This is a genomic window from Candidatus Pantoea gossypiicola (assembly GCF_008632075.1).
Classification (GTDB): domain Bacteria; phylum Pseudomonadota; class Gammaproteobacteria; order Enterobacterales; family Enterobacteriaceae; genus Pantoea; species Pantoea gossypiicola.
Genome location: NZ_VWVM01000019.1, coordinates 28,164 through 52,071, shown reverse-complemented (window position 1 = coordinate 52,071; position 23,908 = coordinate 28,164). Strand labels below are relative to the sequence as shown.

The 23,908-nt window shown below is 55.9% G+C and carries 22 protein-coding genes and 1 riboswitch; of the genes, 12 read left to right on the top strand and 10 right to left on the bottom strand.

Annotated features, from left to right (window positions below; all coding sequences use genetic code 11):
- Window positions 1-99 precede the first annotated feature (99 nt).
- Together yjbE and pgi are read right to left on the bottom strand one after the other, a co-directional pair.
- Window positions 100-357 (bottom strand): exopolysaccharide production protein YjbE, encoded by a 258-nt coding sequence (gene yjbE, locus F3I20_RS19895; protein WP_013359757.1) that lies wholly within the window; start codon window positions 355-357, stop codon window positions 100-102.
- Window positions 358-923: 566 nt separating this feature from the next.
- A complete protein-coding gene (pgi, locus tag F3I20_RS19890) occupies window positions 924-2,570 on the bottom strand; it encodes a glucose-6-phosphate isomerase (protein WP_150012069.1) in 1,647 nt (548 codons plus the stop codon).
- A 391-nt stretch (window positions 2,571-2,961) separates the two neighbouring features.
- A riboswitch (Lysine riboswitch) is annotated at window positions 2,962-3,154 on the top strand.
- Between the two features lie 113 nt (window positions 3,155-3,267).
- On the opposite strand from pgi, the gene lysC reads away from it, so the two are divergent.
- From lysC to panS, 3 genes are all read left to right on the top strand, one after another.
- Window positions 3,268-4,620: a lysine-sensitive aspartokinase 3 gene (gene lysC / locus F3I20_RS19885; protein ID WP_150012067.1), complete on the top strand. Its 1,353-nt coding sequence runs from the start codon at window positions 3,268-3,270 to the stop codon at window positions 4,618-4,620.
- A 239-nt stretch (window positions 4,621-4,859) separates the two neighbouring features.
- Window positions 4,860-5,552, top strand: a complete 693-nt coding sequence (gene aqpZ, locus F3I20_RS19880) for an aquaporin Z (protein WP_150012065.1) — start codon at window positions 4,860-4,862, stop codon at window positions 5,550-5,552.
- 183 nt (window positions 5,553-5,735) lie between these two features.
- Window positions 5,736-6,653 (top strand): ketopantoate/pantoate/pantothenate transporter PanS, encoded by a 918-nt coding sequence (gene panS / locus F3I20_RS19875; protein WP_150012063.1) that lies wholly within the window; start codon window positions 5,736-5,738, stop codon window positions 6,651-6,653.
- Window positions 6,654-6,745: 92 nt separating this feature from the next.
- On the opposite strand, the gene F3I20_RS19870 is transcribed toward panS, so the two are convergent.
- The 6 genes from F3I20_RS19870 to F3I20_RS19845 all read right to left on the bottom strand — a co-directional run bounded on the left by F3I20_RS19870 (window position 6,746) and on the right by F3I20_RS19845 (window position 13,009).
- Window positions 6,746-8,371: a Na/Pi cotransporter family protein gene (locus F3I20_RS19870; protein WP_150012061.1), complete on the bottom strand. Its 1,626-nt coding sequence runs from the start codon at window positions 8,369-8,371 to the stop codon at window positions 6,746-6,748.
- A gap of 110 nt (window positions 8,372-8,481) precedes the next feature.
- Complete coding sequence (locus tag F3I20_RS19865) at window positions 8,482-9,474, bottom strand: ABC transporter ATP-binding protein (protein WP_150012059.1); 993 nt, start codon at window positions 9,472-9,474, stop codon at window positions 8,482-8,484.
- A gap of 2 nt (window positions 9,475-9,476) precedes the next feature.
- A complete protein-coding gene (locus tag F3I20_RS19860; RefSeq protein ID WP_150012057.1) occupies window positions 9,477-10,262 on the bottom strand; it encodes an ABC transporter permease in 786 nt (261 codons plus the stop codon).
- Window positions 10,263-10,273: 11 nt separating this feature from the next.
- Window positions 10,274-11,119 (bottom strand): ABC transporter permease, encoded by an 846-nt coding sequence (locus F3I20_RS19855; protein ID WP_150012055.1) that lies wholly within the window; start codon window positions 11,117-11,119, stop codon window positions 10,274-10,276.
- Complete coding sequence (locus tag F3I20_RS19850) at window positions 11,116-11,928, bottom strand: alkaline phosphatase family protein (protein WP_046101007.1); 813 nt, start codon at window positions 11,926-11,928, stop codon at window positions 11,116-11,118. Before F3I20_RS19850 ends, F3I20_RS19855 begins: the two co-directional genes overlap by 4 nt.
- 19 nt (window positions 11,929-11,947) lie before the next feature.
- The gene (locus tag F3I20_RS19845; protein WP_150012053.1) at window positions 11,948-13,009 is read right to left on the bottom strand and encodes an ABC transporter substrate-binding protein; all 1,062 of its coding nucleotides are present in this window, start codon (window positions 13,007-13,009) and stop codon (window positions 11,948-11,950) included.
- Between the two features lie 206 nt (window positions 13,010-13,215).
- On the opposite strand from F3I20_RS19845, the gene F3I20_RS19840 reads away from it, so the two are divergent.
- From F3I20_RS19840 to ubiA, 4 genes are all read left to right on the top strand, one after another.
- Complete coding sequence (locus F3I20_RS19840; protein WP_190285940.1) at window positions 13,216-13,923, top strand: UTRA domain-containing protein; 708 nt, start codon at window positions 13,216-13,218, stop codon at window positions 13,921-13,923.
- A 69-nt stretch (window positions 13,924-13,992) separates the two neighbouring features.
- Entirely contained in the window at window positions 13,993-14,403 is a 411-nt protein-coding gene (gene psiE, locus F3I20_RS19835; protein ID WP_110331192.1) for a phosphate-starvation-inducible protein PsiE, read from the top strand.
- A gap of 86 nt (window positions 14,404-14,489) precedes the next feature.
- On the top strand, window positions 14,490-15,002 hold the full coding sequence (gene ubiC, locus F3I20_RS19830) for a chorismate lyase (RefSeq protein WP_150012051.1): 513 nt from the start codon (window positions 14,490-14,492) through the stop codon (window positions 15,000-15,002).
- 28 nt (window positions 15,003-15,030) lie between these two features.
- Complete coding sequence (ubiA, locus tag F3I20_RS19825; protein WP_370452847.1) at window positions 15,031-15,897, top strand: 4-hydroxybenzoate octaprenyltransferase; 867 nt, start codon at window positions 15,031-15,033, stop codon at window positions 15,895-15,897.
- 245 nt (window positions 15,898-16,142) lie between these two features.
- Here ubiA and plsB read toward each other — a convergent pair whose 3' ends face one another.
- A complete protein-coding gene (gene plsB, locus F3I20_RS19820; RefSeq protein ID WP_150012047.1) occupies window positions 16,143-18,566 on the bottom strand; it encodes a glycerol-3-phosphate 1-O-acyltransferase PlsB in 2,424 nt (807 codons plus the stop codon).
- Between the two features lie 127 nt (window positions 18,567-18,693).
- Here plsB and F3I20_RS19815 point away from each other — a divergent pair, with 127 nt between their 5' ends.
- From F3I20_RS19815 to F3I20_RS19800, 4 genes are all read left to right on the top strand, one after another.
- Entirely contained in the window at window positions 18,694-19,062 is a 369-nt protein-coding gene (locus F3I20_RS19815) for a diacylglycerol kinase (protein WP_150012045.1), read from the top strand.
- A 105-nt stretch (window positions 19,063-19,167) separates the two neighbouring features.
- Window positions 19,168-19,782: a transcriptional repressor LexA gene (gene lexA, locus F3I20_RS19810; RefSeq protein ID WP_013359774.1), complete on the top strand. Its 615-nt coding sequence runs from the start codon at window positions 19,168-19,170 to the stop codon at window positions 19,780-19,782.
- 99 nt (window positions 19,783-19,881) lie between these two features.
- Window positions 19,882-21,204, top strand: a complete 1,323-nt coding sequence (gene dinF, locus F3I20_RS19805) for an MATE family efflux transporter DinF (RefSeq protein WP_150038338.1) — start codon at window positions 19,882-19,884, stop codon at window positions 21,202-21,204.
- Window positions 21,205-21,360: 156 nt separating this feature from the next.
- The gene (locus F3I20_RS19800; protein ID WP_150038340.1) at window positions 21,361-21,573 is read left to right on the top strand and encodes a CsbD family protein; all 213 of its coding nucleotides are present in this window, start codon (window positions 21,361-21,363) and stop codon (window positions 21,571-21,573) included.
- A gap of 64 nt (window positions 21,574-21,637) precedes the next feature.
- On the opposite strand, the gene zur is transcribed toward F3I20_RS19800, so the two are convergent.
- Complete coding sequence (gene zur / locus F3I20_RS19795; RefSeq protein WP_150012039.1) at window positions 21,638-22,159, bottom strand: zinc uptake transcriptional repressor Zur; 522 nt, start codon at window positions 22,157-22,159, stop codon at window positions 21,638-21,640.
- Between the two features lie 451 nt (window positions 22,160-22,610).
- Here zur and F3I20_RS19790 point away from each other — a divergent pair, with 451 nt between their 5' ends.
- A complete protein-coding gene (locus tag F3I20_RS19790; protein ID WP_150038342.1) occupies window positions 22,611-23,861 on the top strand; it encodes a conjugal transfer protein TraF in 1,251 nt (416 codons plus the stop codon).
- Window positions 23,862-23,908 lie beyond the last annotated feature (47 nt).

Below are 23,908 nucleotides of genomic sequence, written 5' to 3'. Positions count from 1 at the left end.
TACAGGTTGCGAGGCTTAGCGTCATCACTTAACGGAGTCAGTGATTCAGCCTCGGCCCGTTTGCTGCAAATCAGCAATCAGACGAGAGTCGGGCATCCATCAACGAGTGGTGCTCGTCGTGGTCGTGGTTGTTGTACCGGTATTTGCACCGTCACCACCGCCAGAAGCAGCAATGCCGAGCCCAACCAGCGCGCCAAGTGCGCCGATACCGACAGCCGTGGACGTGCCAGCAGAGATTGCTCCCGCCTGCGCGCCAGCTGCAGTACCTGCTTCACCTGCTTCCTGCGGCGCAGCAAATGCGCTGGAAGAAGCAGCAACGAGGATCAGGGCTGCACCGGCAACCATAGTTTTTTTCATAACAACGTTTCCTGCATTGAGTGAATGAAGGATCTCTGACCGGCGACAAGGGCAATACAGACAGGCTGCAGCCAAAGCGACGGACAGTCCCATTGCGGGCGCGTTCATTATAGGGCAACAAAATATCAGAGTTCAGTGCCATAAAAACCAGGGTAAATAACGAAGCAATTGCGTGATTTAATCAGCTGGATTGGGGATAACTACTTTTTATATCGGAGTTTTTCCGGTTGATACCCTATATTTCGCTACGGGTAAGGCAAATGCAAAGCGGAATGTTCTTTTTTAGTTATATCTGGCACGGAATAAGAATAATCAGAATTTACTCAGAAGGGATTAATTTAAATATGGCTATAAATCAACAGCTAATCCTGCTGCCAGCCAGTTTTCAGATCCATTTTATACTGGATATCACACTGTTTTAGCACCCGATGTTCAGAATTATCTTAGGGTATTTTAAGACTTTTCCCGCGCTGGCGTGAATGACAAAATCGATTATCAGGCCGCCCGGATGGAAAAAGAGACAAAAAAAGGGCGGCAATGTTGCCGCCCGATGAAATTAACACCAATTAACGCCAGGATTTATAGCGGTTAATTAAGGCATTAGTGGAACTGTCGTGAGAGGTAATTTCGTCCTCATTTTCCAGTTCCGGCAGAATACGGTTCGCCAGCTGCTTACCTAATTCCACACCCCACTGATCGAAGGTGAAGATATTCAGGATGGCACCCTGCGTGAAGATTTTGTGCTCGTACAGCGCAATCAGCGCGCCCAGGCTGTACGGCGTAATCTCACGCAGCAGAATGGAGTTAGTCGGACGATTACCTTCAAACACCTTGAACGGCACAATGTGGGCTACAGATTCTGCCGATTTGCCGGCATCGGTAAACTCTTTCTCCACGACGTCGCGTGACTTACCAAACGCCAGCGCTTCGGTCTGGGCAAAGAAGTTAGAGAGCAGCTTCGGATGGTGATCCGCCAGCGCGTTATGAGTAATAGCCGGCGCAATAAAGTCACACGGAACCAGTTTGGTCCCCTGATGGATCAGCTGATAAAACGCATGCTGACCGTTAGTACCGGGTTCGCCCCAGATAATAGGGCCAGTCTGGTAGTCCACCGGATGACCGTCGCGATCCACATACTTGCCGTTAGACTCCATATTTCCCTGCTGGAAATAGGCGGCAAAGCGGTGCATGTACTGGTCGTAAGGCAGAATCGCTTCGGTTTCGGCACCAAAGAAGTTGTTGTACCAGATGCCAATCAGCGCCAGCAGCACCGGCAGGTTCTGCTCTGCCGGGGCAGAGGCGAAGTGCTGGTCCATGGCATGTGCGCCGCTCAGCAGTTGCTCGAAGTTATCGAAACCAATCGAGAGAATGATCGACAGGCCGATCGCTGACCACAGTGAATAGCGGCCGCCAACCCAGTCCCAGAATTCAAACATGTTATTGGTGTCGATACCGAATTCACCCACTGCTTTGGCATTGGTCGACAGTGCAGCAAAGTGTTTCGCTACATGCTGCTGATCGCCAGCGGTTTTCAGGAACCAGTCGCGCGCGCTGTGGGCATTGGTCATGGTTTCCTGGGTGGTGAAGGTTTTCGATGCGACCAGGAACAGGGTGGTTTCCGGGCTGAGATCTTTCAGCGTTTCGGCGATGTGGGTGCCGTCAACGTTGGAGACGAAATGCATATTCAGATGGTTTTTATACGGGCGCAGCGCTTCCGTCACCATAAACGGGCCCAGATCGGAGCCGCCGATACCGATGTTCACTACGTCGGTGATCGCTTTACCGGTATAGCCTTTCCATTCGCCGCTGATGATGCGCTCTGAGAAGCCTTTCATCTTGTCCAGCACGGCATTGACCTCTGGCATCACATCTTTGCCATCCACCAGAATCGGCGTGTTACTCCGGTTACGCAGTGCGACGTGCAGCACCGCACGATCTTCGGTGCGGTTAATCTTCTCACCCGAGAACATAGACTTAATGGCACCGCTGAGATCGGTCTCTTTGGCCAGCGCCTGTAACTTATCGAGGGTTTCCTGGGTGATGCGGTTTTTGGAGAAATCCACCAGCATCTGATCATCAAAGGTGGCAGAGAATTTGGCAAAACGATCGGCATCCTGGGCGAACAGATCGGCAATTTCTACCGATTTCATTTGCTCAAAATGCTGTTGCAGCGCTTTCCAGGCTGCGGTTTGTGTCGGATTGATATTTTTCATGGCAACACTCTTGTTGATATTAAGAACCGTCATTCCATCGGAGGCACATCATGCCTGTTTAGCGTTTCAGTATGACCACACTTGTAACTGAAAGGAAAAATTTTGTCAGCGCACGCCGCGCAGACGAGATGAACGCTGCGGTCTGTCGTCAGCATTCACTGGCGCGAACCGCCTGCGGATGGCAGTCGTATCACGCGCTAAAGTGTGACGCGAAAGCCTGCGCAAAACGTTGTGCCGTGTCAGGGATTGTTGCAGGGGCTGAACCCATTAAGCACTGTAGCCGCTGCGGCGCAGGGCAATTTGTTTTCTGATGCGGCTCTCCGGCCATCGCTGACATTGACAGCAGGTCCAGAAAAGGCTAGATCTATGCGCCTACTTGCGCACCTGTGTGCAAGCCAGAAGAGGCGCGTCGCCCAGGCAGTGTGTTGGAGGAACCGTATCCGGTGAAAACACATCATGGGGAGCGACGCCGAGGTGGGTCAGCACGCGGTGTGTTGCCTGTCGGCTACAGGGGCTGAATCCTCTGGGTTGTCACCAGAAACGTCTGCAGTCGACGTTTTGCAAGGTGGGGCGCTTCTGGGTGACTCGTCTATCCGATCTTGTCCGCCCGTTTCTGCTCTTTCCTTGTGCCTGGCTGAAAGAATGTTTCTCGACCCTTTCATCGGCGAGAACAAGATAACCTGACACGAGGTCTTACATGTCTCAAACTCTGATAGTGGCAAAATTTGGCGGCACCAGCGTAGCCGATTTTGAAGCGATGAACCGCAGCGCCGATGTGGTGCTGCAGGACGCCAGCACGCGTCTGGTGGTGCTCTCTGCCTCGGCAGGCATTACCAATCTGCTGGTTGCGCTGGCTGAAGGCCAGCAGGCTCCCCAGCGCGCTGCTCTGCTTGATGATATCCGCCGTATTCAGTACGCCATTGTCGATCGCCTGCAGCATCCGGGCGTGATCCGCGATGAAATCGATCGGATGATCGACAATATCAGCACGCTCTCAGAAGCGGCGTCACTCGCCACCTCAAATGCCCTGACCGATGAACTGGTCAGCCACGGCGAGCTGATGTCCTCACTGCTGTTTGTTGAAATTCTGCGTGAACGTCAGGTGAATGCAGAGTGGTTTGATGTTCGCAAAGTGATGCGCACCGACGATCATTTTGGTCGGGCAGTCCCGGATGTTCAGGTGCTGGCGGAGCAGGCGACGGCGCAGTTGCAGCCGCGTATTGCGCAGGCGCTGGTGATAACTCAGGGCTTCATCGGCAGTGAAAGCGAAGGGCGCACCACCACCTTAGGGCGTGGCGGCAGTGATTATACCGCCGCGCTGCTGGGCGAAGCGCTGAATGCGGCGCGGGTCGATATCTGGACGGATGTGCCGGGTATCTATACCACCGATCCGCGCGTGGTGCCGACGGCCAAGCGCATTGATGAAATCACCTTTGAAGAAGCCGCTGAGATGGCGACGTTTGGTGCAAAAGTCCTGCATCCGGCGACGCTGCTGCCCGCCGTACGCCGGGGTATTCCGGTCTTCGTCGGCTCCAGCAAGGATCCGGCAGCGGGCGGCACCCGCGTTTGCAACGAAACCCGCAACCCGCCGCTATTCCGGGCGCTGGCGTTACGCCGTAAGCAGACGCTGTTAACGCTGCACAGCCTTAACATGCTGCATACGTTTGGTTTCCTTGCCGAACTGTTTAGCATTCTGGCGCGTCATAACGTCTCCGTTGACCTGATCACCACCTCCGAAGTGAGCGTGGCGCTGACGCTGGACACCACCGGCTCGACCTCAACCAGCGCCAGTCTGCTGACCCAGGCGCTGCTGACTGAACTCTCGTCGCTGTGCCGGGTAGAAGTGGAGGAAGATCTGGCGCTGGTGGCGATTATCGGCAATGAGCTGTCAAAAGCCTGCGGTGTTGGCAAAGAGGTGTTTGGTGTACTCGACCCGTTCAACCTGCGGATGATTTGCTATGGTGCCAGCAGCTACAATCTCTGCTTCCTGGTACCGGGCAACGATGCGGAAAGCGTAGTCCGCACGCTACATCGTAATCTGTTCGAGTAAGCTTCTCCGCTTTTCAGGCCGCGCCAGCGCGGCCTGAAAAGCGGCAAAAAAGGTGCAGTCTGGCCTGATCCTCATCTGGTTTCCTTCCTCCATATAGTTCCATAAATACAAAGACTTATTGATAATATTGCCAAATGGCAACCCCTTTCTTTGCGCATTTCGTGTACCGGCGTTGCGCTCCCTTTCCTCAGATTTATAATCCCGCCGCTGAATCCATTCACCCAAATTTAGGAAATATCATGAAAAGGTTAGTCGCAGAGGCGCTGGGGACTTTCGTACTGGTTGCAGGCGGTTGTGGTAGTGCCGTACTGTCAGCGGCGTTCCCGGAACTGGGCATTGGCTTCATGGGCGTGGCGCTGGCTTTCGGGCTGAGCGTGCTGGTCATGGCGTATGCGGTCGGTCACATCTCTGGCGGTCACTTTAATCCGGCCGTCACCCTGGGATTAGTGGCAGGCGGACGTTTCTCCGCCTCGCAGGCCATTCCTTACATCATCGCGCAACTGGTGGGCGGCATTGCTGCTGGCGCGGTGCTTTATCTGATCGCCAGCGGTAAAGGCGACTTCAGCGCAGCGGCCAGCGGCTTTGCGGCAAATGGCTACGGCGAACACTCGCCGGGCGGCTTCAGTTTGCAGGCAGGCATGATCACTGAGGTCGTGATGACGGCTATCTTCCTGATTGTGATCATGGGCGCTACCAGCGAACGCGCGCCAAAAGGCTTTGCGCCAATCGCGATTGGCCTGGCGTTAACTCTAATCCACCTGATTAGCATTCCAGTGACCAACACCTCCGTTAACCCGGCCCGCAGCACCGCAGTAGCCCTCTTCCAGGGTGACTGGGCGATCGCTCAGCTGTGGATGTTCTGGTTAATGCCGATTATCGGTGCCGTGATTGGTGGTTTGATCTACCGCGGTTTAGAGGAAAAAGCAGCGTAATTTCTGCGATATGCAGCGGATCGGCAGCAGTCGATCCGCATTTTCCTGCCTCGCCCCATCTTCGCCTTACGCCATGATAATGAAATGTTATGATCCCGCCTTCGTCACGGCAGTCGTTCCTGCCTGGCGACGCTCTATGGCAAATCTGCACTAAACATAACATTCTTATAAGGAAGTCTGGCTATGCTCGCCACGTTAACCCGCCTGTTCCCGCTCTGGGCCGTGCTGCTGTCTGTCGCCGCGTATTACTCTCCAGGTACCTTTCTTGGCATCGGACCCTGGGTCACTTATCTGCTGATGCTGATTATGTTCGGCATGGGTGTCACCCTGAATATCGACGATTTCAAACGGGTGCTGACCCGGCCTGCGCCGGTGGTTGCCGGAACGTTCCTGCACTATCTGGTGATGCCGCTAGCCGCCTGGGGGCTGGCAAAACTCTTTCATATGCCGCCCGATCTGGCCGCCGGTATGATTCTGGTCGGCTCAGTTGCCAGCGGCACGGCCAGCAACGTCATGATCTATCTGGCGAAAGGGGATGTGGCGCTGTCGGTAACCATTTCTTCCGTCTCCGCGCTGGTGGGCGTGTTCGCCACGCCGCTGTTAACCCGCTTTTATGTTGATACCCACATTCAGGTTGATGTGGTGGGCATGCTGCTGAGCATCGTGAAGATCGTGGTGATCCCGATTAGCCTTGGGCTGATCATTCATCACAGCATGAACAGCGTGGTGCGTCGGGTGGAGCCGTGGCTGCCTGCGTTTTCGATGGTCTGCATTCTGCTGATCATCAGCGCGGTAGTCGCGGGCAGTCAGGGTTTCATCGGATCGGTGGGCCTGATGGTGATCGCGGCGGTGATCCTGCATAACGCGATTGGTTTGCTTGGCGGCTACTGGGGCGGCAAACTGTTTGGCTTTGATGAGTCAACCTGCCGCACACTGGCGCTGGAGGTCGGCATGCAGAACTCCGGTCTGGCGGCGACGCTGGGCAAACTCTACTTCTCGCCGCTGGCGGCATTGCCGGGCGCGCTCTTCTCAGTGTGGCACAACCTGTCAGGTTCACTGCTGGCGGGGTACTGGTCCGGAAAGCCGATTAAGAAGAAGTAAACGTGACGGCGCATTAATGCGATGCGCCGCTTCTCACTGCTGCAGCGCCGGACGATAGCCGTTCCGGCGCTGCAGCAGGCTATTCACCTGCCTTATTCATAATCTCGCTCATCATCGGGTTGTTCCAGCACGGTATAGGCCACGCTGCAGAAGAGGGAATTCAGGCGCTTCATGTCGCCGAGTAAACCGAGGTGCAGCGAGCTGGTTTCAATGCTCTGCACATTCTGCTGATGCAGGCGATCAACATGGGCGTGAGAGTAGCGACGAATCATCAGACGGAAGCGATGTTTCGCGCGGCGCAGACGTCTGGCGCTGGTGACATCGTGCGACAGAAACACCGACAGGCTCATTCTGAGGTTGGCGATCAACAGTTCCTGTAGCCCCTCCAGTTCCTTTAATCCTTCGGCAGAAAATGCACGGCCCGCTGCAAGCGACTTGTCAGCGACATCGCCGCTCATTCGCTCAATAATGTCACCGGCCTGCTCCAGATTCAGCGACATTTCAATGATTTCACCCCAGCGGCGCGAATCCTCTTCCGGCAAATCCTCTTTGGGCATCCGCGCCAGATAGAGTTTGATGGCGGTATAGAGCACATCGACATCATCATCCAGCCGCCGCACCGTGCGCTCCTCGCGGGATTCACCATGCACGACTTTATTAAACGCTTCCAGCATCTGTTCCAGCACGTCACCCATGCGCAGCGCTTCGCGGGCAGCATTCACCAACGCCAGCGCCGGGGTATCCAGCGCGCTGCGATCGAGGTGCTTTGGCTTGAGCTGCAGCGCGTTGTCGACGTCGTCGGCAATGAGTCGACGGCAGAAGCGCGCCATCAGGTCAGCAAACGGCACCATCGCCACGCAGCGGATCAGGTTGTAGAAGACGTGGAAGAAGATCACCAGCTCTTCATCGTTGACCGGCAGCTTATCGAGCCAGGTCGCCACGATATCGACAAAGGGCAGGATCAGGACGCAGCCAATGAACTTGAACAGCAGGCTGCCGAGCGCTACGCGCTTACCGGCGGCATTCGAGCCGCTGGCGTTAATCATCGCCAGCAGACCGCTGCCGAGATTGGCACCAATGACCAGACAGAGCGCGACCTTGAACGAAATCACGCCTGTGGCGGTGAGCGTTGCGGTAATCAGCACCGCGGCCAGACTGGAGTAACTGATAATGGCAAACACGGCGCCCAGTAGCGCATCGAGCATCACGTCGCCCGTCAGACTGGAGAAGAGTACCTGCACACCCGCGGCCTGAGTAATCGGACGCGCCGCTTCGACAATCAGTTGCAAGGCCAGCAGGATCAGGCCCAGGCCAATACTGGCGCGGCCTAATTGACCGGCGCGGGTCTGCTTGCGGCTGAGGAAGAACACCACGCCAAAGAAGATAAACAGCGGTGAGAGCCAGGAGAGATCAAAGGTCAGGATACGGGCCATGATAGCGGTACCGACATCCGCGCCCAGAATCACCACCAGTGCGGGCGTCAGGCTGACCAGATTCTGCGCCACAAAAGAGGTGACCAGCAACGTCGTGGCATTACTGCTCTGCACCAGCGTAGTCACGCCGATACCCGCCAGAAACGCCATCGGTTTTTTTTCGATGCTGCGGCTCAGCACGCGGCGCAGATCGGCACCGTAGACCCGCATGATGCCGGTTCGCACGATATGCGTGCCCCAGACCAGCAGGGCCACTGCAGAAAGTAAATTAAGCAGGGTTAACACGGGGTATCGCTCCTCGTTTGTCAGGCTTCAAACAGCACAGACTGCCAGCCTGACAGCGAGAGCAATCTGTGAAGGGGATTGCCGTGCGATGCGTAATTTTTTCCTGTGTTTTAAGCCACCTGGCGCAAAGTCGACAGCTCTAATTGTAGACCAATCTTCCTGCCAGCGGGATGCAAATCCGCCGCCGATCGGTTAAGCACATCGACCGAAAGTTCCACGTCATGCGCCCGGATACGGTAGCGGATGACGTTGCCCAGCAGGCTGTGGCTGAGGATTTCCGCAGGAATACCCTGGCCCGGCGCGGTTAACAGCATTGATTCCGGGCGAATAGCCACCTGGTTATGGAAAGGCTGGCCGGTCAGCCGCGTCGCCTGCTCGGCACTCAGCAGGTTGTAATTGCCAATAAATCCGGCGGCGAAAAGATCAACTGGCTGGGTATAGAGCGCTTCTGCATCGCCGTTCTGCACGATTTTGCCCCGGTTCATCAGCACGATGCGGTCGGAGAGCGTCAGCGCCTCCTCCTGATCGTGGGTGACGAACAGGGTGGTGAGATTCAGCTCACGCTGGATGCGCCGGATTTGATCGCGCAGATGGCGACGGATACGTGCATCCAGCGCCGACAGCGGCTCATCCAGCAGCAGCAGCCGTGGACGCGTGACCAGTGAACGCGCCAGCGCCACGCGCTGACACTGGCCGCCTGACAGCTGATGCGGATAACGGCGCGCATAGTCACTGAGTTCCACCAGTTCCAGCACCTCCCGCACCCGCTGGCGGATCTGTGCCTCGGGCAGCTTCTGCATCTTCAGGCCAAACGCGACGTTCTTCTCCACCGTCATATTGGGAAACAGCGCATAGCTCTGGAACACCATGCCGATGGCGCGCTTCTGCGGGGCCAGCGGCACGATATCCTTGCCCTCCAGCCTGATTTCACCGCTGTCGACGCCGGTTAATCCCGCCAGACAGCGCAGCAGTGTTGATTTGCCGCAGCCGCTGGGGCCGAGCAGGGTCACAAATTCCCCTTCAGCAGCGCTGAAATCAATCTGCTCAAAAATCGGCGTCGGTCCATAGGACTTGTTCAGCTCTCTGACCTCAAGGTAACTCATATTCAGCCTCGTTCGGGATTCAGGGCATTAGCCAGCCAGGTGACCAGCAGCACCACAAAGAAACAGGAGATCACCAGCGCGCTGGTGAAGTGACCGCTGCCGTTACGCATGTTGAAGAGGTAAACCTGCAGGGTTTCATAACGGTTGCCGACCAGCAGGTTAGCGAAGACAAATTCGCCAATCAGAAAGGAGAACGAGAGCAGCACGGCAATCAACATCCCTTTGCTCAGGTTAGGCAGCACCACCCACAGCGCCGCCTGCCAGGTGCTGGCACCCAGCAGTTGTGCAGCATCAATCAGCTCTTTAAGGTTGATTGCCTGCATATTGTTCGCCAGTGCACGATAGATAAAAGGCAGTGCGATAGTGAAATAGCAGCCGATTAAGATCCACGGCGTGCCGGTCAGCATCAGCGGTGACGAAGAGTAGAGCTGGAGCAATCCCACGGATGACACCACCGGCGGTACGGCAAAAGGCATCAGAATCAGGATGTTCATCACCGAATCGAGTCGGGGAAAATAGTAAGCGATTACAAACATGGCAGGCAGCACCAGCACCAGCGAGAAGAGCAGCGCACCAAAGCAAATCAGCAGCGAATGACCCAGTGCCGTCAGAAAACGTGGATCGCTCCAGAGCTGGATGAACCACTTCAGGCTATAGCCCTGCGGCAGAATGGTATTACTCCAGTCGGACGAGATTGCATAGAGCAGTGTAGCCAGCAACGGCAGCGCCAGCAGGGTAAAAAGTAACCCAACCATGATCCGGTGATAGAGGTGCTCAGCACGTGACATGACGGCTCCTTTCATGGCTGTTTCGCATTGAGATAGCTGCGGCGCACCAGATACTGCTGCACCAGGGTGATGAGCGCCATAATCGTCACCAGCAGCATCGCCAGCGCGCTGCCGGTGTTGGGATCGAGCGAAATATCACCGGAGACCAGCGCGGCGATGCGTACCGGCACCACGTTAAAATTACCGGTGGTCAGAGCATAAATCGTGGCGTAAGCGCCCAGCGCATTCGCCAGCAGGATCACAAAAGTTCCGAGCAGCGCCGGGAACAGAATCGGCAGACCGATATGCCACCCGTAGCGCCAGCGGCTGGCACCCAGTAGCGCTGCGGACTCCTGCCACTCCTTTTTCAGCCCGTCGAACGCCGGATAGAGCAGCAATACGCCCAGCGGGATCTGGAACCAGGTGTAAACCAGCACCATGCCGTTGCGCGAGAAGAGTCTGAAGTTCTCAATCACACCATAATGGCGCAGCAGCAGCGTCAGACAGCCGTTCAGCCCCAGCAGAATCACAAAGGCAAACGCCAGCGGAACACCGGCAAAGTTGCTGGTCATGTTGGTAAAAGAGATAAGGAAGCGCTGGAGTCGTCCGCCGCCGAGCTGATGCAGCGAATAGCCGGTGACCAGCGCAATCAGCAGTCCCCAGACGCTGGACCAGAGCGAGATATCCAGTGAGAAGCGAAATGCCTGCTGGTAGAAAGGCGAGGTGAGAATGTCCTGATAGTTATCCCAGCCCCACTGGCTGTTCATCTCACTCCAGAAGCTGTTGATGGCGATCCACAGCAGCGGTGCCAGCTGAAAGGCGACCCAGAACAGGGCAAACGGCAGCAGCAGCAGCAGGGCAAAGCCTTTTCTCCTCATCTCTGTGGCTCCGCCAGCAGTCCGCGGCAGACCGGTTTGTCATGCGGCACCTCAAGCAGTTCGCACAGGGTGCCGCACAGATCGGTCTGCTGCGGTGCCAGATCAGGCTGCAGCGAGAAGGCCCGGCCAAAGACAAACAGCGGCACCGTGGTCTCCTCAGGCAGAATGCCGCCATGGGAGCGATCGTCATTCATACCGTGATCGGCGGTCACCATCACCTGATAGCCCTCGGCCAGCCACAGCGGCATCCACTGCGACAGCAGGCCGTCGGCGATGCGTGCCCGGTTGCGGTACTGCGGTGAGGAGAGCCCCGATTTATGACCGGCGTCGTCGATGTTCATCGGGTGGATCAGCAGGAAGTCGGGATCGTGACGCAGCCGCAGGCTCTCTGCGTCTTCAAACAGATGCGAATCGGGATAGCTGTCGTCAGAGTAAAAATGACCATACTGAATCGGCAGTTCCGGTGCGTCCGTATGCCGATCGCGCGCCGGAACAAACGGGGTTCGGTTATAAAGTTCACTCACCCAGTGGTAGGCCGCCGCCGCGGTGGTCAGGCCCGCGGCACGGGCAAAGTGAAAGATGCTGCGCTCGCGACTTAACCGGCTGACGCCATTGTGAATAATGCCGCTTCTGACCGGCGGGACGCCGGTCAGGATGCACTCATAAAGCGGCCGCGACAGCGACGGCAGTTCACAGGTCAGACGATAATAAAAACCGTTGCCCTGCGAACATTCGGCATGCAGATAACCCATTGCATGTTGTGCGACCTGATTGCTCAGCCCATCCAGCACCACCAGGATAGTCTTCATTTCCTCTCCCCGCCGCAGGTTACTGCTGCATGTTGATGATGACGTTTTCCTGCCACAGGCGCGGCAGCATTTTTGACGATTTATCCCAGGCGGCCTGATCTTTAACCGGACGGGCATTTTTATACTCTGACTGCGGCAGCAGGCGAGCCTGAACATCGGCAGGCAGCGTCAGATGCTCGGCACGAATCGGACGGGCATAGCCCTTCGCCAGGTTAATCTGACCCTGGTCTGAGAAGATATATTCGCGCGTCAGTTTTGCCGCGGCAGGATGTTTCGCATATTTGTTGATGAGGGTGGTGTAACCGGAAGTCACAGAACCGTCAGAGGGGATCACCACTTCGTAGCGGCTTTTATCAATCTGGTCACGGTAGTTAAGGGCGTTAAAGTCCCACACCACTGACATCTGCACTTCGCCTTTTTCGATGTTGGCGATCACCGGATCGGTCACGCCAAGACGCCCCTGTTTTGCCAGGTCAGCAAAGAATGCCAGCGCCGGTTTCAGGTTCTTCTCGTCGCCGCCTAATGCGTAGTTTGCCGCCAGCACACCGTTGGCTGCCTGAGCTGCCACGCCGACATCACCGATAGTAACCACATACTTACCTTTTTTCAGATCGGCCCAGCTGTGGGGGATATCCTTAACCTGCTGCTTGTCGATCAGGAAAGCGATGGTGCCGGTATAGGCCAGCGCCCAGTGACCCTCTTTATCTTTGGCCCAGGCCGGGATCTGATCCCAGTGGGTCGGTTTATACGGCTGCGTCAGCCCTTTCGCCACGGCGATGGGGCCAAAGGCCGCGCCGACGTCGCCGATGTCAGCGCTGGCGTTATCTTTCTCCGCATCAAATTTCGCCAGCTCCTGCGCCGATGACATATCGGTGTCGCTGTGCTTAAGGCCATATTTGCTGTTGAGATCGCTCCAGGTCTCCTTCCAGTTGGCCCAGCTGTCCGGCATCCCGACGCTGTTGACCTGGCCTTCACTGCGCGCCGCTTTTTCCAGCGCGGCGAGGTCGTTATCGGCGGCCTGCGCGACGGGCAGGGTGAGCACTACAGCACTGGCTACTACAGAGGCGATAAACGCTTTCATCTCAGTTGCTCCGGGTGTAAGTTGAGGGGCCTGACTGGTCTAGTCCAGCAAGAACCGAGCCAATGTAGCCCCTCTATATGAACGATTTATGACAAGGCGGCGCGGTGCGGGGAAGGGACGACAAAAGACGCGGCCCGTTCGCCCACCTCAGGCGCGTTTACCTGAACAGTAAGAGTGCGAAGTCGCACCAAAATGAGGCTACTGTTGTGGAGTCGATAGCACTCAAAACGGCGGATGCGATTGCCAGCGCGCTGCTGACGCGCATCCAGGCGGGGGAGTTCAGCGGCGGACGACTGCCGGCAGAACGTGCCTTAAGCGAGGCGTTCAGCACCACCCGGATTACCCTGCGGGAAGCGCTGGGCAAGCTGGAAGCCCAGGGGATGATCTACCGGGAACTGCGTCGCGGCTGGTTTATCGCGCCACCACGTCTGATTTACAATCCGCTGCATCACAGCCACTTTCATGCCATGGCGAGGGAGCAGGGACGGCAGGCGACCACGGAGGTGATCGCTGCTGAGCAGGTTGCGGCGCACGACAGCGTAGCGACTGCGCTGCGTCTGGCTCCAGGTTCGTCGGTTTACTGTATTCGCCGCCTGCGCCGCATTGATGGGCGCGCGGTGCTCTATGTAGAACACTACCTCAATCCGCGTTTTTTCCCTGGCCTGCTTGATGAAGATCTGACCCGCTCCCTGACCGATCTCTATGACCAGCGCTACGGTATTCGCTACGGCGGCGCGCGCTTCACAATTCTGCCCGGCCCGTTACCGGAGGTGGCTGCACCCACGCTCAATGTGGCACCGGGCAGTCCCGGTCTGCTGATCACCCGTATCAACCGCAATCAGCTAAAAGAGGTGATTGATTGCGACTGTGAATACTGGCGGTACGACGCGCTCTGTGTGGATGTTGAGGCTTAGGGTTATTGTGATTTGCATCACACTCACGCATGATATCGCGCGCTGATAACCCCTTTTTAAAGGCGCAACATGAGTGACAAAAATCCTTTTGCCCGCCACCTTGCAACGGTACTGCAATGGGTGCTGAATCTGGGTCTGCTGAGTCTGGCGATCATCCTGATCGTCTTTTTAGGCAAAGAGACTATTCATCTGGCAAACGTCCTGTTTAATACCGGCGAGCAGGCTTCTTCTTACCTGCTGATTGAGGGAATTGTTATCTATTTCCTCTACTTCGAATTTATTGCCCTGATTGTTAAGTACTTTCAGTCGGGCTATCACTTTCCCCTGCGCTACTTCGTCTATATCGGTATCACGGCCATTATCCGCCTGATTATCGTCGACCATAAAAATCCCTTCGATACCCTCTGCTACTCAGCGGCGATCCTGATTCTGGTGGTCACACTGTGGCTGGCCAACAGTAACCGGCTGAAACGCGAATAATCCACCTGCCGTCTGACACGACGGCAGGTGTTCGCATCGCCGCTCTGCGCTAAACTAGCGACCTGAAAATTATCGGGAGTGGTGCCATGCCGCAAGACGCACTCAGCTTATTACGTTCGCTCAACTGGCTTTCTCCGTCGCAGGCTACCCTTACGCCACCCTTGCTCGACTGGCTGATGGAGGAGGATTCGATGACGCGCCGTTTTGAACAGCACTGTCAGCGGGTCACGGTTCAGCCGCTACGTGAAGGCTTTATCGACGCCAGCGAGTTGGGTGAGGAAAGGGCGTTGTTACCAGACGATGAACGCTTCTGGCTGCGCGAAGTGCTGCTATCCGGCGACGATCAGCCCTGGCTGGCTGGCCGCACGCTTGTGCCGGAAAGTACCCTTAACGGGCCAGAGGCGATGCTGCAACAACTCGGTACTCGTCCTCTTGGGCGCTATCTTTTTTCGTCGTCGACGCTGACCCGCGATTTTATTGAGCCGGGGCAGGTGGAGGGATTATGGGGACGGCGTTCCCGCCTGCGTCTCTCTGGCAAACCGCTACTGCTGACTGAACTGTTTTTACCGGCATCGCCGCTCTATCGCGATCTGGTCTGAGGATTTTGTGGTGCAAACGAGCTTAAGTATGAATAAATGGCGGGCCTACGCTCGCCTGATGCGTATCGACAAACCGATTGGGACGCTGCTGCTGATGTGGCCCACGCTCTGGGCATTATGGCTGGCTGACATGGCGATGCCGCCGCTGCCGGTGCTGGTGGTATTCGTTGCCGGGGTATTTGTCATGCGCGCGGCCGGTTGTGTGATCAATGACTACGCCGACCGCAAAGTTGATGGTCATGTGGAGCGTACGAAGCACCGGCCACTGGCCAGCGGCGCGGTGAGTGCCAAAGAGGCGAAGCTGCTGTTCGTGATCCTGGCGCTGGTGGCTTTTGCGCTGGTGCTGACCATGAACCTGATGACGATTATGCTCTCGGTTGTGGGGCTGGCGCTGGCCTGGGTTTATCCGTTTATGAAGCGCTACACTCACCTGCCGCAGGTCGTACTGGGGGCCGCGTTTGGCTGGGCGATTCCGATGGCATGGTCCGCAGTTAGTGAGTCCTTACCTCTGGTCTGCTGGCTGGTGTTTATTGCCAACATCTGCTGGACGGTTGCTTATGATACGCAGTATGCGATGGTTGATCGGGACGATGACCTCAAGATTGGCGTAAAGTCGACGGCGATTTTATTTGGTCGTTTCGACAAGCTGATCATCGGGTTGCTGCAACTGGCAACCCTGCTGCTGATGGCGCTGGTGGGCATGATGCTGCATCTGAACGGTGCCTTCTACTGGACGTTGCTGCTGGCGGCTGCGCTGTTTGTTTATCAGCAGAAGCTGATCGCCGGACGCGAGCGCCAGCCCTGTTTCCAGGCTTTTCTGAATAACAATTATGTCGGGATGGTGCTGTTCCTCGGCGTACTGATGAATACGCCGCCGTTCACTCAGCTGTTCTGACTGGAAAGGCAGCCTGTCATAGCGGGAAGACCGCGCCTGCACAGGGGACAGGGCCAGATCGGAAAGACGCAAAAGCTGTCATCCATGACGGCTCGGCCCGCGCCATCCCTGGCGCGGGACGCTTTCCTCTTCTGTCCCTGTCCCCTGCGCGTCAGGTTCTTCGTTGCTGTAAGAAGCCTGCCAGACAGCCCTGTGCGACATAAAAAAGGCGACCCTAAGGTCGCCTTTTTTGCTTTACGCGGGTATCAGTCGTGCGCGACAGCCGTTTCAATGGTCATCCGGACATCGCTGGTCACCAGGTCAGCCAGGATATGCCAGGTGGCCTGGGTCTGGGCCACATCCGCATCTCCGCTGTCGCTGATGTAGCCTTCATCACGCAGCGTCAGTACCAGTGAGGTAAAGACCGCTTTGTCGAAGAACTCCGGCGCATTGATCCCGTGCAGTACCGACAGACGCTGAGCCAGCGTCCGGCTCTCTTTCTCCAGCGTGCCGCGGTTAATCGTCGGCTTGGCGCTGAGAATCGAGAAGGTAATGGCATAACGCTGTAGCGTTTCACGCACACCGGCAGCCAGCAGTTGCAGCGTGCGGTAGCGCGCTGCGGTAAAGCGCAACTCACCGGCTTCGACGGTAATCAGGCCCTGACGCGCCAGCTCCTGACTGATGTCAGTCAGCAGTTGTGGCAGCTCATCGGTCTGCCAGCGCAGGAACAGTTCGCTCTTCAGCATCGGATAGATCAGGCTCACCTGACGCAGCAGTTCCGCTTCGCTCAGCGTCTGATGCTGCTGAACAATGGCGGCAATCAGCGACGGCATTACCAGCATGTGATGAATGTTGTTGCGGTAATAGGTCATCAGCACCGCCTGCTCACGCGGCAGAATGATGATGTCGCCAATACTGTCCTTTTCACTCTCAAACTTATTCATACCCATGGCGTGATCCAGCAGCGCTTCTGCTGAGAGATCGGGTACGGTTGCGTTAGGTGAATAAGGCACATTGCGCAGCAGCTGGGTGTAGCACTCCAGTTGTTCTATCAGCTGTTCGCGGGTAAGTGAGCGCTGACGTGAGGCAAGCAGGGCCGTGACACAGAGGTTCATGGCGTTAGCCGCGCCCGCTTCATTGATACGTACCATCAGGCTGGCCGCGATATCATTTACCGTCGGTGTTAACCAGCTCGGACGCTGCGGCTCAATCGGATCGATCGCGTCGCGCCATTCCGGTACCCGCTTGTTAAGATAGTTGACCAGCGGCAGCGGTTCGCCAAAGTTAACGTAACCCTGACCGAGGTTACGCAGCTTGCGCAAGCCACGCACCATCTGCATGAAGCCCTCTTTCTCTTTCGCCGCGCCGCGCAGTTCTTTGGCGTACGTACCCACTTCCATCACGTGCTCGTAGCCGATGTAGATCGGCACCAGCGTGATCGGGCGATTACCGCCGCGCAGCATCGCCTGCAATGTCATGGCTAAGGTGCCGGTTTTCGGATCCAGCAGGCGACCGGTACGAGAACGACCACCCTCGACAAAGTACTCAACCGAATAGCCGCGGGTAAACAGCTCACCAAGATATTCGCGGAACACCGTGGCGTACAGCTTGTTGCCTTTAAAGGTGCGACGGATAAAGAAGGCACCCAGACGACGGAAGATCGGACCGGCTGGCCAGAAGTTAAGGTTGATACCGGCAGCAATGTGTGGCGGTACCAGCCCCTGATGATAGAGCACGTAGGAGAGCAGCAGATAATCCATGTGGCTGCGGTGGCAGGGCACGTAGACAATCTCATGTCCATCCTGCGCCAGCTGGCGCACTTTTTCGCCGCCATTGACGTTGATGCCCTGATAGAGACGGCTCCAGAGCCAGCCCATCACGCGGTCGGTAACGCGAATCGCTTCATAGGAGAAGTTCGCCGCAATCTCTTCCATCATCTCGACGGCATTCTGCTGCGCTTTCTCATGGGAGATTTTTTTGCTGCGCGCCTCATCTTCTACTGCTTTTTCAATCGCTTTGGATTGCAGCAGACGATTAAACAGATCCTGACGGGCCGGTAAACGCGGGCCAATCGCAGCCAGCCGCTGACGGGCAAAATGGATACGCGCGACGCGGGCCAGCTTCTGCGCGATCGACTTATCTGTCCCATGTTCCGTGGCCATACGCCGCAGAGAGACGGTCGGCGAGAAGCGGACAAAGCTGTCGCGCCCATGCCAGATGACCGCAAAGAACTTCTGCACGCCGTTCAGCACCCGCAGGTGTGGTGTGGCTTCGCCCTGAACTTCACGTCCCGGTGCACGACCAAACATCACGGTGACGGGAAGCATCTGAATATCCAGCGTGGGATTATTGCGATGCAGGTCCAGGTAATCGTGGAAAATTTTCACCGATTCCACGCTGGGTACAAAATAGGGGAAGACGCGCGGGCCATCGTGGATAAAGACGTGGCGAGGCAGCAGGGAACCATCAATCTCCAGTGGAGAGAGCGGATCGGGCAGATGATGCCGCAGACACTGCGCGCGCAAAGTCAGTAAGTCAGCCTTCGAATCGTAAGGCAAAACATACATAATAGGTCGGGTCGGATCCAGACCATGTTCAGACACGGGATCGGCCGGAATGGCCTTACTCTTTACCAGAAACGAGAGTGGTAAATTAAGCAATTTATAATAAAGTTTACGCCAACCTGACATAGACAACATGAAGCCTCTTGTTAGCAAAGCGCCGCAAGCATACCAGAAAGTGCAGCGAAGATCTGTGGTGGTGCCAAATGCACGCAGCCCAGACATTGACGTCAATCCGATAAAAGGGTTCCCACACATGGCAAATAATGCCACCGGACTTATCAGAATAGTAAAAGCCGCAGGTTACTCCTGGCAGGGGCTGCGTGCCGCGTGGCAACATGAAGCGGCGTTTCGTCAGGAAGCCCTGGCTGCGCTGGCGGCGATCATTATCGCCTGCTGGCTGGATGTCGATGTGATCTCGCGCATCCTGATGATTGGGTCGGTGGTGCTGGTGGTCATCGTCGAAATCCTCAATAGCGCCATTGAAGCGGTGGTCGATCGCATCGGTCAGGAGCATCATCCGCTGGCAGGCCGGGCCAAAGATATGGGCTCTGCGGCGGTACTGATCAGCATCTTACTGGCACTGTTTGTCTGGATCGCGCTGCTCTGGACACATTTGCGATAAGCGTTCCATATCGCGCCAGAAGCCGCGTTTTGCCTGACAATCGGTTTCCATTTCGCCAATACCTGTATATACTCACAGCGACTGTATAAACAACCAGGGGGCGGGATGAAAGCATTAACCAGCAGGCAGCAGCAGGTCTATGACCTGATTCGCGACCATATTTCTTCAACAGGCATGCCGCCTACGCGCGCAGAGATTGCTGCACAACTGGGCTTCCGCTCACCGAATGCGGCAGAAGAGCACCTGAAAGCGCTGGCGCGTAAAGGCGTCATCGAGATCGTTTCCGGTGCATCGCGCGGCATTCGTCTGCTAATGGAAGAAGAAGCCTCAGAAGGCATACCGTTGATTGGCCGGGTTGCTGCCGGTGAGCCGATCATGGCGCAGGAACATATCGAAACCCACTATAAAGTGGATCCGGGCCTGTTTAAGCCGTCTGCTGACTTCCTGCTGCGCGTCAGCGGAATGTCGATGAAAGATATCGGGATTATGGATGGCGACCTGCTCGCGGTACATAAAACCCAGGATGTGCGCAACGGCCAGGTTGTCGTTGCCCGCATTGATGATGAAGTCACCGTTAAGCGCTGGAAAAAGCAGGGTGCTATCGTGCATCTGCTGCCTGAAAACAGCGACTTCGACCCGATTGTTGTCGATACGCGTGCACAGTCCCTGACCATTGAAGGTCTGGCGGTTGGCGTGGTACGCAACGGCGAGTGGCTCTGATTTGAGGCCTGCGTGCATTCGCCTTTACTGATGCTATTCTGTCTGCCCTAATTTTGTCGCTGCCTGTTTTGCGCAGCGACACCGAGCACGGAACGGCGAATGCGCTTTATCACGGCAACCGATAAAAACCTCTGGCGGCTTGCGCTGCCGATGATCCTTTCAAATATCACTGTTCCCTTACTGGGGGTGGTCGATACTGCAGTCATTGGTCATCTCGACAGCCCCGTCTATCTTGGCGGGGTTGCGGTCGGGACCACGGTGACCAGCTTCCTCTTTATGCTGCTGCTTTTCCTTCGAATGAGTACGACTGGCCTGACGGCACAGGCGTTTGGTGCGGGCGATAAAACGGCGCTGGCACGCGCGCTGACTCAGCCGCTGATTATTGCGCTGCTGGCAGGTGTACTGTTTATCGCTTTACGTTATCCGATTATTCAGATGGCGACCCATTTGGTTGGCGGCAATCCCGCGGTACTGGAACAGGCGGCGCTGTTTATTCAGATTCGCTGGCTCAGTGCGCCTGCAACCCTGGCAAATCTTGTCATTCTGGGCTGGCTGCTGGGCGTGCAATATGCGCGCGCGCCGGTGATCCTGCTGGTGGTGGGCAATCTGGTTAATATTGTGCTCGATCTCTGGCTGGTGATGGGGCTGCACTGGGGTGTCGCGGGTGCGGCAACCGCCACGGCGCTGGCGGAGTATATTACACTGGGTGTCGGCAGCATCATGGTCTGGCGGGTCCTGAAGCTGCGCGGTATTCCCCTGAGCCTGCTGAAGCAGAGCTGGCGCGGTGACAGCGGCCGGCTGCTGCGGCTGAACCGGGATATCATGCTGCGCTCATTGATGCTGCAACTCTGTTTTGCCTCGCTGACCGTGCTGGGCGCGCGGCTGGGCCCGGATGTGGTGGCGGTCAACGCGGTATTGCTGATGTTCATTACGTTCACGGCCTATGCGCTGGATGGCTTCGCCTACGCGGTTGAAGCGTTTGCTGGCGAGGCGCATGGTGCAAAAGATGGCGGCAAACTGCTGCGCGTCTGGCACTCTGCCTGTCGACAGGCAGTGGTGGTGGCGCTGTTCTTCTCGCTGATCTATGCCATTGCTGGCCCGCAGATTGTTACCCTGTTGACCTCTCTTCCTTCGCTGCAACAGAGTGCTGACCGCTATCTGGTCTGGCAGATCGTTATGCCGCTGATCGGCGTCTGGTGTTATCTGCTGGATGGGATGTTTATCGGCGCAACGCGTGGACGTGAGATGCGTAACAGCATGATGATGGCAGCAGCAGGCTACTTTCTGACGCTGCTGAGCGTACCGGCGCTGGGCAATCACGGACTGTGGCTGGCGGTAACGGTTTTCCTGGCGCTGCGCGGTCTGTCACTGTGGCTCATCTGGCGCAGGCACTGGCGTCAGAACAGCTGGTTTGATGCCTGATGCTGTAGAGGTGGATACAGACTATTCTGTATTATTCCAGGATTTTGAAACTTGCCACTATAATTAACTTTATCCGGCGCAGTTAACCAGCGCTTTGTATTGTTATTTTGTAAAGTAGCAAGATAATCATTAAACCCTGAGGATTGGAGGTCTGCCATGAATAAAGACGAAGCGAGCGGCAACTGGAAGCAGTTCAAAGGCAAAATGAAAGAGAAATGGGGCAAGCTGACCGACGATGACATGCAGGTTATCGAAGGTAAACGCGATCAGCTGGTTGGTAAAATCCAGGAACGTTATGGCTATGCGAAAGATGAAGCAGAGCGTGAAGTGACGAACTGGGAAGGCGAGAACAAAGAACACCGCTGGTAATGCAGTGGTGAGCAGTTAATATGTTCCGGTGCAGCTGCACCGGAATCACGCAATAATGTGCCGGTCATCCGCGTTTTCCCCGCTTTTTACCCTCATCCTGATGATCGTGATCGCAGCTTTCATGGCGCGTACAGGCTTCAACCGCAGCACAATTTTCACATAAACCATGGGCTTCAATGACGCTATGGCGTAAAGCGAACTGCGCTTCACCTGCCAGCGTTGCGATAATCTTCTCCACACCCTGCGCCTGTTTCTCCGTTACCGCAGCACAGCGGTCGCAGACCAGCATCACCGACGTATGGGCTGGTGCGTCAAAGTGGTGACACATGACGTAGCTGTTGTTGGACTCCACCCGATGAATGAAACCCTGCTCGAGCAGGAAATCCAGCGCACGATAGACCGTGGGCGGCTTAGCCTGCGGTTCGCTGATGCGGAGCTGATCCAGCAGATCGTAAGCGCTGATTGAACCAGGCTGTTCAGCCATCAGGCGCAATACCTCAGCACGCTGCGAAGTCAGACGTACACCGCGCTGCAGGCACATTTTTTCAGCCTGAATCAAAATTTGCTGCGACGTCATGTTTGTCATGAAAAATTCTCCGCTGGATAAGTGATGTTATTTTATCACACATAGTTTTGCGGCGCTGATGTTCGTTTTCGCCTGATAAAACAGCATTATTTGCCTGATAAAGCAGCATTTTAAGAATTTCGGCCGCTATCTATCTCAAATATGACGAGAAATCAGATCCATTCTCAATCGACCTGAAGCGGAATTTGTTGGCATTTTGCTTTGCATCTCACTGTGTTAAGAAGTAATGTTCAGAAAGACTTAAGAAAAGTCTGGCATTATTTGAAATACCGCGACGCAGTTTGAACAATTACAACGGTTTTTTGATTGGAAAACGTCCAATCCTTTGAATTAAGACACTGTTTCCTTTGAATTCACAGCAATAACGCGTTAGCCAGAGTTCACAATAGGGCTAACAAACTATTCAGTCGTTGAATGTTTCAATGACAATTTCTCAGGTGAAGGCAGGCAAATGGTGAAAAAATCCGCTCAACGTTCAGCGCTGAAATATTCCGCTGCAGCGACCGCGCTTTTCCTTTCTTCTTCCGCCATGGCGGCAGGGACCTGGTATGATGCACGTAATGACGCCATGGGCGGTACCGGCGTAGCATCTTCTGTTTATGGCTCAGCAGTGCTGGTGAACCCGGCATTAATGACGCGTGCTAAGTCTGACGATAACGTCAGCATTATTCTTCCCTCGGCAGGTATTCAGGTTACTGACAAAGATAAGCTGATCGATAAAGTCGATGATATTACGGACACCGTAGATCGCTATCGTGACGTAATTGGTAACCTGACTTTTGCAGATTATCTGCGTGGCTATCCTGAACTGCGCGCTGCCTCCGGCGATGTTGCTGACAAGCTAAGCGATCTGCGCGGTAACAAGGCGGACGGCAGTGCAGGCGTGGCCGTGGCCGTTACGATCCCCAATGAGACTCTGCCTTTTGCGTTTGTTACCAAAGCCTACGGTACGGCGCACGTCCGTGCCAACGTGGTCCAGGGTGATATCGACTACCTGCGCGGTGTCGCTAATGGAACGGTGCTGCCACGTCCAGGCGATCAAAATAACCTTCGTTCCAGTGCGAATGGCTTAGCGGCATTGACCATTGATTATGGTGTGGCGGTGGCGCATGAGTTCACCATCGCTGGTCAGCCGGTCTCGGTGGGCGTGACGCCGAAAGTGCAGAAAACCTCGCTCTATAACTACACTGCCAGCATCTATAACTACGACAAGAACGACATCAACAATAGCCAGTATCGCAGCACCGACACCGGCTTTAACGTTGATGCCGGTCTGGCGACCACCTTTGCTGAAAACTGGACGCTGGGGGTGACCGGACAGAACCTGGTTTCGCGCGATCTGCAGACCAAAGAGGTCAACGGCTTCCGCGATACCTATCAGATTCGCCCGCTGGTCACCACCGGGCTGGCCTGGGATAAAGGTCCATTTACCGTGACCGGCGATGTGGATCTGACGGAAACCAAACGCTTCAAAACGCAGGATAACAGCCAGTATGCGGCAGTAGGCGCGGAATACCGCGTGCTTGACTGGCTGCAGCTGCGTGCCGGTTATCGTGCGGACATGCGGTCTAATGACGAAAATGTCGCCACCGCAGGTTTTGGTCTGTCACCGTTTAACAAAGCTGTCCATCTGGATCTGGCCGGCTCTGTAGGCGCTAACAACACCTGGGGCGCGATGATGCAGCTGGGCTTTAACTTCTAAATACGTTATTCAGGCTGTTCGGGGGCGGGCGATGCACTATCGCCCGC